Annotated in this window: 11 protein-coding genes; 9 read left to right on the plus strand and 2 right to left on the minus strand. The window is 50.8% G+C overall.

Annotation, left to right across the window (positions count from 1 at the left end):
• Positions 1-52: 52 nt before the first annotated feature.
• The 3 genes from PGS25_RS02465 (at position 53) to lysS (ending at position 3,840) form a co-directional block, all read left to right on the plus strand.
• Positions 53-1,216 (plus strand): S41 family peptidase, encoded by a 1,164-nt coding sequence (locus PGS25_RS02465; protein WP_270417590.1) that lies wholly within the window; start codon positions 53-55, stop codon positions 1,214-1,216.
• Positions 1,217-1,346: 130 nt separating this feature from the next.
• Positions 1,347-1,820 carry a transcription elongation factor GreA gene (gene greA / locus PGS25_RS02470; protein ID WP_117489347.1) on the plus strand — a complete coding sequence of 158 codons (474 nt, stop codon included), beginning with the start codon at positions 1,347-1,349 and terminating at the stop codon, positions 1,818-1,820.
• 55 nt (positions 1,821-1,875) lie between these two features.
• Positions 1,876-3,840 (plus strand): lysine--tRNA ligase, encoded by a 1,965-nt coding sequence (gene lysS / locus PGS25_RS02475; protein WP_270417592.1) that lies wholly within the window; start codon positions 1,876-1,878, stop codon positions 3,838-3,840.
• 128 nt (positions 3,841-3,968) lie between these two features.
• Here the strand turns inward: lysS and PGS25_RS02480 are convergent, their stop codons facing one another.
• Both PGS25_RS02480 and PGS25_RS02485 read right to left on the minus strand, forming a co-directional pair.
• On the minus strand, positions 3,969-5,201 hold the full coding sequence (locus PGS25_RS02480) for a site-specific integrase (protein ID WP_006874387.1): 1,233 nt from the start codon (positions 5,199-5,201) through the stop codon (positions 3,969-3,971).
• Positions 5,202-5,253: 52 nt separating this feature from the next.
• Positions 5,254-5,454, minus strand: a complete 201-nt coding sequence (locus PGS25_RS02485) for a hypothetical protein (RefSeq protein WP_003501914.1) — start codon at positions 5,452-5,454, stop codon at positions 5,254-5,256.
• A gap of 915 nt (positions 5,455-6,369) precedes the next feature.
• On the opposite strand from PGS25_RS02485, the gene PGS25_RS02490 reads away from it, so the two are divergent.
• The 6 genes from PGS25_RS02490 to PGS25_RS02515 all read left to right on the plus strand — a co-directional run bounded on the left by PGS25_RS02490 (position 6,370) and on the right by PGS25_RS02515 (position 13,055).
• A complete protein-coding gene (locus tag PGS25_RS02490) occupies positions 6,370-7,437 on the plus strand; it encodes a YqaJ viral recombinase family nuclease (protein WP_003501916.1) in 1,068 nt (355 codons plus the stop codon).
• Between the two features lie 15 nt (positions 7,438-7,452).
• Entirely contained in the window at positions 7,453-9,726 is a 2,274-nt protein-coding gene (gene recD2 / locus PGS25_RS02495) for an SF1B family DNA helicase RecD2 (RefSeq protein ID WP_270417593.1), read from the plus strand.
• A 69-nt stretch (positions 9,727-9,795) separates the two neighbouring features.
• The gene (locus PGS25_RS02500) at positions 9,796-10,377 is read left to right on the plus strand and encodes a hypothetical protein (RefSeq protein WP_270417594.1); all 582 of its coding nucleotides are present in this window, start codon (positions 9,796-9,798) and stop codon (positions 10,375-10,377) included.
• A gap of 131 nt (positions 10,378-10,508) precedes the next feature.
• Positions 10,509-10,955: a hypothetical protein gene (locus PGS25_RS02505; RefSeq protein WP_270417596.1), complete on the plus strand. Its 447-nt coding sequence runs from the start codon at positions 10,509-10,511 to the stop codon at positions 10,953-10,955.
• 42 nt (positions 10,956-10,997) lie between these two features.
• Entirely contained in the window at positions 10,998-12,791 is a 1,794-nt protein-coding gene (locus PGS25_RS02510; RefSeq protein WP_270417598.1) for a YodL domain-containing protein, read from the plus strand.
• A 15-nt stretch (positions 12,792-12,806) separates the two neighbouring features.
• Entirely contained in the window at positions 12,807-13,055 is a 249-nt protein-coding gene (locus tag PGS25_RS02515; RefSeq protein WP_270417599.1) for a hypothetical protein, read from the plus strand.
• The last annotated feature ends 42 nt before the right edge of the window (positions 13,056-13,097 follow it).

Raw genomic sequence — 13,097 nt, forward strand, 5'->3', positions numbered from 1 at the left:
ATAAAAGGGGAGAGTGTAACGCTCTCCCTTTTCTCGTGGAGGAGGACAAACCATGAAAAAACTGCGGGAGAGACAGATCTCTCTGCGGATAGCGCTGACCATGTGTGCTGCGGCAGGCGCGATAACGGCAGTCATCTGCCTGATTTCCACCGGCTGGAACACCAACGAGGTCGGAAAAAAGCTGCGCGAGATCGACCGGCTGGTGTCGGACAAATACGTTGGTGAGCTGGATGCGGACAATGTTGCGGATTACGCTGCGGCAGGCTACATTACCGGTCTGGGAGACAAGTGGTCGTCGTATATTCCGGCGGAAAACTACGAAGCCTATCGCATGAGCGGTGAGGGCAAGGGCTGCGGCATCGGCGTTTCGGTGACGAGCACCGAGACGAGTATTCGCGTTACGCTCGTGTACGATGATTCGCCTGCGGCGAAGGCCGGCATCGAAAAGGGCGATTACATTCTCGGTACGGGAGATCTGACGACTGAAAAGGACGGCTCGAGCGCGGTTATCAGCGCGATTTCCGGCAAAGAGGGGACCGATGTGACCGTCACGGTCAAGAAGGCAGACGGCTCCGCCAAGGAGCTGACCATGCAGCGTGCCGTTGTCACGCAGAAGATGGCATGGGGAAAAATGCTGAATGATAAAATCGGCTACATCCGCATCGAGAATTTCCACGACGGCTGTGCCGATCAGTTCAAGACAGCGCTGCAGTTGCTGACCGACAGCGGCGCACAGTCGCTGGTCATTGACGTGCGCCACAACGGCGGCGGCCGTGTCAAGGAGATGAGCGCGGCACTCGACCCGCTGCTCGGCGAGGGCACCATTATGACGCTGCGCATGAAAAACGGCTCGGAGACCGTTTATACCTCGGATGCGGACTGCATCGACCTGCCGATCGCGGTGCTTATTGACGACCAGAGCATTTCGGCGGCGGAATTCTTCGCGGCAGCCCTGCAGGAGTACGACCGCGCGACGCTCGTCGGCACGCACACCACCGGCAAGGGACGCGCTCAGCGCACCTACCAGCTGAGCGACGGCTCGGCGGTCAATCTGTCTGTCGAAGAATACTTTACGCCCAAGGGCAAAAGCCTTGCGGATGTCGGCATTGCGCCGGATATTGAGGTGAAGCTGACCGATGAGCAGACACAGAACTTTTTCTTTCTGACGCCGGAAATCGATCCGCAGCTTCAAAAAGCGATGGAAACTGTGGGATAATCGAGCACTCCGGCAGAAAATCGGACAGAAAATGGTCGAATCGCTTGACATGGCATTGGTGCTTAATTTATAATATAGTGTACTGTACGGCTCGAAAGCCGATGACACTGAGTAAGAAGGGTTTGCAAACATGGCAAAAGAAATTAAACTGACACAGGAAAGTCTGGACGCATATAAGGACGAACTGGAATATCTGAAAACTACCCGTGCGGATGAGGTTGCAGAGCAGCTGAAGGAAGCACGCTCCTTCGGCGACCTGTCCGAGAACGCCGAGTATGATGAAGCCAAGAACGAGCAGGGCAAGCTGTATTCCCGCATTGCCGAGCTTGAGGAGATCATCAAGCACGCAGTCGTTGTAACCGGCGACAGCTACGCTGCAGACGAGGTTTCTCCCGGCTGCCGCTTTATTGTTAAGGATCTTGAGGAGGACGAGGAAGAGGAGTACCACTTCGTCGGCTCTCAGGAGGCCGATCCGATGGACGGTAAGATCTCCGATGAGTCTCCGTTCGGCAAGGCTATGCTGGGCAAGAAGGTCGGCGATGTTGTTGAGGTCGAGGCACCGATCGGCATCGTAAAGTACGAGATCATTAAGATCGAGAAGTAATTCGATTCGTCCTAACGGACGTTAAATGTAAATCTATATGAAAGATGGGGAAGATATGGCAGAACAGCATCAGGCGCAGGATCAGCACGAGCAGACCGCGGAGGAACTGCACGAGCTGAAGCGCATTCGCCGCGAAAAGCTGGCAGAGCTGCAGGCTGCGGGCAAGGACCCGTTCCAGCAGGTTCGCTTTGAGCGCGATCACTATACCACCGATATTCATGAGCATTTTGATGAGCTGGAAGGCAAGACCGTCCGTCTGGCAGGCCGCATGATGTCCAAGCGCATCATGGGCAAGGCTTCCTTCTCGGATATGCGCGATCGCTACGGCCGTCTGCAGCTTTACATCAAGCGCGACAACGTAGGCGAGGACGTATACAAGGGCTACAAGAAGTTCGATATCGGTGATATCATCGGTATCGAGGGCGAGGTATTCCGTACCCAGAAGGGTGAGATTTCGGTTTCCGTAACCGAGCTGACGCTGCTTTCCAAAAACCTTGCACCGCTGCCGGAGAAGTGGCACGGTCTGAAGGATACCGATATGCGTTACCGTCAGCGCTATGTTGACCTGATCGTCAACCCGGAGGTACGCGATACCTTTGAGAAGCGCTCCGCTATCGTGCGCGAGATCCGCAACTTTATGGATTCCCGCGGTTTTATGGAGGTTGAGACCCCGTGTCTGAACACCATTCCGGGCGGTGCTGCGGCTCGTCCGTTCATCACCCATCACAACGCGCTGGATATTGATATGTATCTGCGTATTGCGACCGAGCTGCACCTCAAGCGCCTGATCGTAGGCGGTCTGGAGCGCGTATACGAGATCGGCCGTATTTTCCGCAACGAGGGCATGGACACCAAGCACAATCCGGAGTTCACCACCATCGAGCTGTATCAGGCTTACACCGATTACCACGGCATGATGGATATTACCGAGGACATGGTAATCCATGTCTGCGAAAAGGTTCTGGGCGGCACCAAGGTGATGTACCAGGGCACCGAGATCGACTTCACCAAGGGCTGGAAGCGCATGACCATGGCCGAGGCTGTCAAGGAGTATGCCGGCATCGACTTTATGGCACTCTCTCCGGAGGAGGCGCTCGAAGCCGTTAAGGCCAAGGGCCTCGAAATCGAAAAGGGCAAGGAGAGCTGGGGCGACCTGATGAGCCTGTGCTACGACGAGTACGTTGAGGAGAACCTCATGCAGCCGACCTTTATCACCGATTATCCGGTCGAGATCTCTCCGCTGGCAAAGCGCAAGCCGTCCGACCCGCGTCTGACCGAGCGCTTCGAGTGCTTTGTTTACGGCCGCGAGCTGTGCAATGCATTCTCCGAGCTGAACGACCCGATCGACCAGAAGGAGCGTTTCGAGCGTCAGGTTGCTCTGCGCGCCGCAGGCGACGAGGAAGCAGGCATGATGGACGAGGATTTCATCAACGCTCTGGAATACGGTATGCCTCCCACGGGCGGCATGGGCATGGGCATCGACCGTCTGGTTATGTTCCTAACCGACGCTGCATCCATTCGCGACGTTCTGCTGTTCCCGACAATGAAGACCCTGGACCCAAAGAAGGCTGAAAACAAAGCCGAAAAAGCAGCGGTAAATGGTTCTGCAGAGGATGCAACCGTGTCCGCGCCAAGCGTACAGATTGATCTTTCCAAGGTGAAAATCGAGCCGTTGTTTGCAGATGATGTAGACTTTGAGACATTCAGCAAGTCTGATTTCAGAGTGGTTAAGATCGAAGCCTGTGAGGCAGTGCCGAAGTCCAAGAAGCTCCTGAAATTCACACTGAATGACGGAACAGACCGGAAACGCACCATTTTAAGCGGTATTCACGAGTATTACGAGCCGGAAGAGCTGGTTGGTAAGACCTGTGTGGCAATCACAAACCTGCCGCCGAGAAAGATGATGGGTATTGATTCCGAGGGTATGCTGATTTCCGCAGTGTACGAGTATGACGGACGGGAAGGCTTAAATCTTTTGATGCTGGATGACAGTATTCCGGCAGGAGCAAAGCTGTACTAAAGAGGTCATTTACTACAAAAAATCGCGTTACTACAACTTTTCTACAACTTTTGCGCGAGACCCTACGAAACCGGATGAAGCAATATGAAAGGCGGATCTGCTTATAAAATGCAGATTCGCCTTTCTTTTTACATCAGCTTCATGTTCACACTAATGTTTTTTGCCTTCTCCTGCATATTCTCTTGTGTAATATGGGTGTAGATGTCCATTGTAGTAGAGAAATCGGCATGCCCCATGACTTGCTGAATGAATTTAACATCGTTGGTGCTTTCGCAGAGCCGGGTACAGAAGGTGTGCCGCAAGTTGTGAACACTAAAATGAGGGAGCAGATCCGGTTCACGGTCTTCCAGTTCAGCCTGATCCATTTCCTCCATGTTGTAAGTTACGCTGATTCTCTCAATCGCCCGATTGATATTGTGGGCGCTCATGAATGAGCCGGTTCGGTTGCGGAAAACAAAACCGTGAACTCCTCCTAACACCAGTTGATCGTCTGGATACAATGCGTCGATGGTTTCAATCTGGAGGCGAAGCTGCTCGGCCACCTCTGGATAGAGGATAGGGATAATTCGTGTACCGCTCTCAGTTTTGGGAGTGGTAATGTGAAATCCGGCTTTTCCGTCAATGACCCGGTAGATTAAGTTGTGGTTGACCGAGATTGTGTTTTCGCTCAAGTTAATATCGCTTTTGGTAATGCCGGTACATTCTGCTACACGCATTCCTGTTCCAAGGAGCACAGTCATGATGGGGAGCCAATGGCTGTATGTAGGGGACTTGGCAATAAAACGCAGGAAATTCTGCTGTTGCGTTTTAGTGAGTGCGATCCGCCGTTTAGGCTTTGGAGCGCTACCATCCGTCTTGAGCTTGCGGTAAATGCCCTTGCTGGGATTTTTGCGGATGTAATCGTCGTCCACGGCCATTTCAAGCGTAGGGTGAACAATGGTGTTGATGCTCTCCAGTGAGTTGATAGCAAAACCGTGTTTCAGCAGTTTGGTATAAAACGCGAGAATATCACTTCTGTGGATTTGTGGCAGAGGCATGTTAGCGAAAGGCTCTTCTTTCACATAGAAGTCCCACAGGTAAAGATAATTTGCTCTGGTAGAGGGCTTCAGTTTGATGTTGTTATTCATGTAGACCTTGAACATATCATTCAGGGTAAGCTTCATGGCTTCCTGAGTACGGATGCCATCATCCTTATCTTTGTTGATCTGCTTTTCTTTGACACGAAGACTTGCGAGATCGGAGTCGTAAAGATATTTCTTTTTAGTGCCTAATTTGTAGACATACATATAGCTGCCATCTGCCCGTTGTGTTTCTCCGGGCCGAAGATTTCGTCCTTTGTTGTCTTTTCTCACTTTTGCCATTACTGGTACCTCCTGATTATAAAAGTGTAGTGCGCCTTACTGGCATGGTTATTTAGCCGGAAATATCATAAAGATATTCTTTGATACGCTGGACACTCCATAGGACACGGGTGTTCATGGTAATGCGTGCATTGGCAAGATCCCCAATCTGTACTGCAGTGTGCCTTCCACAGCACAACAGTTTACAAAGGGTATCGGTATCAACAGCCAAGCACTGCTCCGGCGGTAGGTCATTCGGTTTTCTTTTCTCCATAATCGTCCTCCTTTTTTCGATTACAATGATCCCTTACGATTTGTAGAAGAAGGTTTTCAACAAAAACAATGAAAACGGTCTTGAGGTCAGGAGGTGTTGAAATAACAAAAGAACTCTAATGGGGCCATTTCCTACGCCAGAACGGTTCTGCCGTGTATTTCAGGCTGCTGCTGTGCAGCATTTCGATTATGGGCGCGCTTCTGTGGTCATCGCACACTGTCCAGAATTCCTGTATAACTCCCCATAGAGGTTATGAACTTGTCAAGGTACCAAAAGAGCGTAGGGATCATCCGGTATTACCAAATGATCCGATACATCCTATAAATAGGCGGGGAAGAAAGAACTTCTGCAAAGAGGAAAGAAAATTTAAAGAAAATCCAAAAATCAATATATAGAATGTTAGAATTGACAAACACTATATATTGTGTTAAAATTGCAATGTAATTGATTTTTGTGCGTTGCCCGTCAGGGTACACAGGCTTTAGGGCTTGTGTTGCAGAGTAATGACTGCATTGCACACGCTGTTAAGTTTGTACTTGTGTCAGTAGTATCACTGCGCCTTTTCAGGCCGGTATATTACTGGCTTTTTTTATTTTACGGGATTTACCCACCATTGCGAGAATGACACCGGTTCATAGGCAACTATGGACGCCAGGCTTTATGCCGTCTGTCATTCTCGCTTTTTTATTGCCTGTAAGCCTGAAAGGGCCTTAAGGATAAATCAAAACTGAGAAAGGCAGGTCATGTACATGAATGTGAAGCAGAAAAGAAAGCAGAATGGTCGGCGGGTCAAGTCGGCACACTCCACGGACTGGAAGATGAAGAGTCAGGCAGTATCTTCGCTCCGGCTACGAAATGTTGCACCAATGACGAGGGCGGTTATTTTGCCCCGAAGATCACGAAGGGGGATTTGATATGTCTGGCAGCAATAGTGCTGAACGAAAGCGGTATGAACCGCTGGTGCTGGTAGAAACGGCAGATCTTTCAGAAGAAGACTGGCTGGATTACCGGCGCCGTGGAATCGGCGGCAGCGATGTATCGGCGATTTTTGGCACTTCTCCATTCCGGACAGCCAGGGATCTGTACTACGACAAACTGAACATAGCGTCAGTGGAAGATGATGAGGGCAACTGGGTTGCCATGGAAATGGGGCATTTGCTGGAGCCTCTGGTAGCAAAGATATTCGAGCGGAAAACTGGATATCGGGTCTACCAGATCAAAAAGATGTTCCAGCACCCACAGTATCCTTGGATGCTGGCTGATGTGGACTACTTTGTGGAACTGCCGGATGGCACCACAGCGATCCTTGAGATTAAGACCACAAACTATAATGCCAGAGATAACTGGTGGATGAATGGGAAGGAGACGGTTCCAGTCTACTATGAATCTCAGGGGCGTCATTATATGGCGGTAACGGATCTTGACCGATGTTTCTTTTGCTGCCTGTATGGTAACAACGAGGAAGAAGTTATTATCCGGGAGGTCAAACGTGATTTCGAGTACGAGGCTGAGATGGTCTTTTTGGAGCAGTATTTCTGGGAAAACCATGTGCAGCGCCATGTGCCGCCGCCCTATACAGAAAGTGGGGCCTTGATCATTGAGAGCGCACGCAAACACTTTGGTCCGGCAGATAAAAATGCTCCGGCCGTTGCACTCGACCTGGATATGACTGCAAAGCTCATGCAGTATTTGCGTCTTCTGGATGAAAAGAAAAATGCAGAGGTGTACTCCAAAGAAATCGACAAGGATATTCAGCGTCTGAAGGCCCTGTTGATTGCGGAAATGGGTACCAGCTGTACTGCGATCTGTGAGCAGGAGGGCGTGAACTATACGGTTACCTATACCCCTGTTCGCAAGTCCATCATCGACAAGGATAACCTGCTTCGGTTGAAACTGGAGCATCCGGATATTTACGAGCAGTTTGTTACAGTATCCGAATCCAGACGGTTCAGCGTTAGAGCCTCAATTATGGAGGCCGCTTAGCGAGGTGAAAAAAGGATGAATTGTATTGGAACCTACGACGGGACGATTTTTTATAATCCTGCCAATAAGTTTTGTATCGTCAGTGTAAAGACCGCAGACCAGAGCGTGCCTGCCGAGGCCAGGTCAAACAGACGGTACAAAGACCATTTGATCCGCTTTACAGCTGTGGGGTATGAGATTCCACGGACAGATGCGGTAGAGCTGGAACTGGATGGTGAATGGACAAAGGGCAAGTATGGTGTCCAACTCCAGGTGGAGCAGTGGCGTGAAATTGTGCCCAGAACAAAAAACGGCGTAGAGGGCTATCTTGCCTCCGGGCTTATCAAAGGGATTGGTCCTAAAACTGCCGCAGACATTGTGGAGCGGTTCGGTGTGGCCACACTGGATATTCTGGAACACCAGCCGGAGCGGCTGTTGGAGATCCGGGGTATTACGGAAAATAAATTGGAGGACATCAGAGCCTCTTATGCAGAAAACCGTATGCTCCAAGGAATTATGACTTTGCTGGCGCCGTTTAAGATTACTCCCAAGACAGCATTGAAAATATATCAATATTTCGGCCCAACCAGCGTAGAGATTTTGGAAAAGAGCCCATTTGAGCTTTGCCAGATCTCCGGCTTTGGATTTCGGCGGGTAGATGCAATCGTACAAAAGAGCGGGGGCGATCTCCATGACCCTATGCGTATCAAAGGGGCTGTCTTTTGTGCGTTGGATGAAGGCAAGAGTAAACGAGGCCATCTGTACATCAGTTCTGAAGAACTGGAAAAATCAGCGCTGAAGCTGCTCAATGAGAAGATACCTGTACCGGAGCTTCGCCTGCATCAGCAGGAAGTTAGGGATATGATGCAGGAAATGATCCTGAATGGAGCAATCGTTTCTGTGAAGGATAATATCTATCTTCCCAGAGTGTTTGCCCAAGAGGACGAAACGGCGCGCCGGATCGCCCAGCGTCTGGTCGCCCAGATGCCAGTAGAGCATATTGCGCCGGTGCTGGAACAGGTCAAGGTTGAAATGGGGCTGCGCCTGTCTGCACAGCAGGAGGCTGCGGTCTATGCAGCATTTAGGCATGGCTTGTCAGTGATTACGGGTTCTCCTGGTACTGGTAAAACAACAGTGCTGCGGACGATACTTGAGGTTTACCGGCGGCTGCACCCTGATGGCAAAATTGCTCTTATGGCGCCTACCGGTCGGGCAAGCCGCAGGATGTCGGAGAGTACCGGCTTTGAGGATGCCCGGACATTACACAGTGGTCTGGGACTGACCAGTGAAGAGGATGAGGGCAGCCGGAAAAGAAAGTCAGAGCCACTGTCGGCCGATTTAATCATTGTGGATGAGTTTTCCATGGTGGATATGTGGCTTGCCGAGAAATTCTTTGAGCGCATGAAGGCAAATGCCAGAATCGTGCTGGTAGGCGACCCAGACCAGCTTCCCAGCGTAGGAGCCGGAAATGTTTTCCGTGAGATCATCGAGACCCAAATCGTCCCGGTAACGGTGCTGGATCAGATTTTCCGTCAGTCGAAGGACAGTCTGATTGCCTATAACGCCAAATTTATCAATGAGGGCAATACCAAACTGTTTTATGGACCGGACTTTGTTTTCGTGTCTGGTGATAGTCAGGAAGACACCGCTGAAAAGATTACAGAACGGTATTGTCGGGAGATACAGGAGAGTGGCATTGAGAATGTGCAGATTCTTTCGCCTTTCCGTTCAGAGGGCGCTGCGTCGGCGGAACAGCTGAATGAGACCATTCGTGAATTGGTTAACCCGTTCTGCTCTGCGGAGGAGGAAATCAAGTTTGGCCCCAGAATCTTCCGGGTCAATGACCGCATCATGCAGACCAAGAACACAGAAAAGGTCTCTAATGGAGATCTGGGCTTCATCCGGTATATTAAGGACACTGACCAGGGTAAAAAAATCGGCATGGATTTTGGTGCTGGCAGAACACTGGAATACGGTGTAGATGATTTGAACAATGTGGATCTGGCTTATGCCACTACAATCCACAAGGCTATGGGCTCTGAGTATGAGACCGTTATTATGCCGCTGCTCAAAGCGCACACCATCATGATGTACCGTAATCTGCTCTACACCGGAATCACGCGCGCCAAAAAGCGGGTGGTGCTGATTGGGCAGAAACAGGTATTGTTTATGGCAATCCATCGTAATGAGATCGGCAAGCGAAATACGCTGCTGGGTATGCGCATTCAGATGTATTTCAAAGCCTACGCAAAGAAAGCCGGCATCCCCATTCCGGCTGCGTTGGAAGAACAATTAAAGAACGCAAGTTAAAAAAGAGAGGTCAGGTGCAGAAATGGCACTTGGCGTCTCCTATTTTTATGTCAGAAAGGAGTTTCCAACATGAACGAAAAAAGTAATCCGATGCCTATGATGTACAAAACAATTCCGGCAGTGGCAGAACTGAACAAGGTGCCGGGCTTTGACCCGCTCAAATTTCTGCGCCATAAGGTGTCTAGAAAAACCAATGAGGAAATGCTGCAGTTGGAATTGCCCTATCAGAAGCTTTGGTTTCGCCTGCGTCACCCCCAGGGCCGCATGAAACTGACTACTCTGCGGATCACGGAACAGCTTGCGATTATGGAGGCCAGAGTTTATCTGGATCGCAGTGATGCAGAGCCTATCAGCAGTTACATCTCGCAACACAGTGCAGAAGAAGGTACCAACTATGTACAGGCTGCCCAGGATGAGGCATTGAGTGCTGCGCTGTCGGATGCCGGTTTCGGTCTGCAGTTTGCCGATGTTGCTGTTGACAGTACGGGCAAGGTGTTTGGAAGCAGTATTCCGCTTTCCGGGACGGCTCCTATCCAGCAAACGATGCCAAATGCGGCGCAGAGACCCGTAGAAGCCCCTGGAGCGGCGCTGCGGCAATCTGGCGTGGGGAAGTTCATACCCAGCTGGAAAGAACGCCTCAGAACGCTGTAGAGAGCCGTAATACGCCTGCTCGTCCGGCGCCTATTCAGAAACCTGCGGCAAAGCCGGTTCAGAATGAACAGCCCACGGTTTCTCCAGTACAGCCAGTTGTCCGACAGATGGCTGCAGAAAAGAAGGACAATATGGATACACTGCCTGCCGGCAAGGTAGAGGAGAATGCTCCCAATATGGAGCTGCCGATACCGAGCCGCGAGGTTACATTGGATAGCAGTCCAAAACAGGATGATGCGTCTGAGCAGCCGGCCGCCTCCGTATTCCAATCGGATGAACCGGAAGAACTGCCTGCGGTGCCTGTTGTTCAGCAGGAAGCACCCGATCAGCCTATGGCGCCTTCTTATACGGAGAGCACTCCGGTAGAAGACATCTTGAAGGTAATGACCTTTGAAGAAGCGCAGAATGTGGTGGTTGATAGCGGTCTGAGCAAAGGAAAGACCATGGCAACAGTTGCCATGGAGCGTCCGGTGAGTCTGAAATTCTATCTCACCCCCGGCAACAAAAGCACCAACAATATCGTTCGTGCTGCGGCGCAGATTATGCTCGATGGTATGGCCGCACAGCAAGCCGGATGATAAGCAGCCCCACCTATGGGGCAAAGAAGGGAGGGAGAAGAGATGGACTCATATCCAGGAGATTTTCCGTTTGGTATTATGGATGTAGTGGAACTTCTACATCTGCGAATCAGACGCCGACAGGCAAACAGTGTATATGTGGATTGCCCGTTTTGTGGTGACCGTCGCGGTAAGATGAATGTGAATTTCGTCAAAAATGTCTGGCGGTGCAACTATTGTGATGAGCATGGCGGTATGCTTGCGCTTTATGCGCGGCTGAACAATACGACTACATCCGATGCGTATTGGGAGATAGGGGAAGCCCTGTGCAACGATTTTCACAGGGAACAGCCGAACTCCGGATATGAGATGGCAGGAAACCAGCAGGCTGGCACTGGGTCCCCGGTTTTGGGGACTCAGACCGGCCTTGCCGGATATGAGAGGAAGGGCGAACTAAAAACAGTACAGCAAGCAGAGCGGGCCAGCAGACAGGAAATCCATCAAACTCTTTCGCTGTTGCTTGCTATGCTGCCTCTTCAGCCTGCCCACCGCAACCATCTGCGCTCCCCCAAACGGGGACTGTCGGATGAACAGATCGACCGGATTGGGTTCAAGAGCACTCCACCCCCATTCCTTTGCCGTTCTATTACCGAGCGGCTGATGAAACAGGGATGCAAGGTGGAGGGAGTGCCAGGCTTTTATCTGGATGACAGCGGGCGCTGGACCATGAATTTCTACCGAAAAAACGCAGGGATTCTGATTCCGGCTGTGGGATACGACGGTATGATACATGGCCTGCAGATACTTCTGGATGTTCCGCTCAAGCAAAAAGACGATCCGCCGGATAAGGCAGGAGCCAAATACATCTGGTTTTCGTCCTCGTCCAAAAATATGGGCGTCACATCCGGGAGCCCGGTACATTTTATCGGCAATCCATCTGCCCGTGTGGTCTATGTCATTGAGGGACTGCTGAAAGCAGACATCTCACACTGCCTGACAAACCGGACTTTTGCGGCGATTGCCGGAGCAAACAACACAAGCCAGTTGGATACGCTGTTTGCACTGTTGGCACAGAATGGCACTGAGGAGATCATTGAGGCTCATGATATGGATAAGTACAGTAACCAAATGACCTCCAACGGGGCATCTAAGATCTATCTGATGGCCCGGAAAAATGGAATGGCATGTCGTCGGCTGACCTGGAATCCGAATTATAAAGGGTTTGATGATTGGCAGCTTGCCCTTCGGGAGAAAGTGCAGAAGGAAAAGGAGGTGGAGAGAATGAATTTTAAGCAGCAATATCTGTGCGGTAAGTGTGATTTTACTTACATAGATGGCTGCGTTGAGCTTTGGCACACCAGAGCGGAGAAAGATTTGGACCTGACAGAGTATCTGGGGCTGACAAAGGAAGAGTATCAGATATTTCTTGCTCAGGGCAATCAGGCGCTGAAGGATCTTCTGGACAGCCAGAGAATTTTCCGGAAGTTTTGCATTTACCAGCTTTGCCTGGGAGAGACACAGACGGTACCTTTCGCGTTCAAGCAGCTGGATGTGCTGCGTAAGGCTGGATATGAACAGCCGCCTGCCGCCGTCTATCAGACGGTATGGATCGCAGAGGTCTGTTGCCCAAAGGGGCAGAATGACATGGAAGTGCTGGGGCGTCTGTTCCTGGACTTTAATGAGCATTTACCGGAAGATTACAGAGGCCGTCCGTTGGCTCCATCTGATGTGGTGGAACTGGACTGCCAAGGTAAACGCACATACTTCTATGTGAATGACTGCCGGGATTTTGTGCCGGTACGCTTCTCCCCATTCTTGTGTAAAAGACTTCCGGAGCCTGCTCAAAAACAGGAATGAAGGGATAGGGGTCAGATGCGTATTGCAGAAAAGAAGAAAAGCCAGATCACAGCACTGTATGAGCAGTGTTCCAATCTTCCGGCGGATGTCAGAAGCTGTCTGGAGAATGGCTACTTTACCGTAACGGTACCTCCACCCTGGAACATGAGCAATCAAAAGACTGCGCAGGAGGTGCAGGACAAAATCAAGGAATGGTCAAGGCAGTATGCTGGCGTAGTCTGCTACTGTTTTGACAGCTTCAGCACGCTTTTATATGTGCTGTGAGCAACACACAATGGCATGGAAAGGGTCATAACGGCCTGCTCC

The organism is Butyricicoccus sp. AM78-15b2TA, from assembly GCF_027665985.1.
In the GTDB taxonomy this organism is placed as follows: domain Bacteria; phylum Bacillota; class Clostridia; order Oscillospirales; family Butyricicoccaceae; genus Agathobaculum; species Agathobaculum butyriciproducens.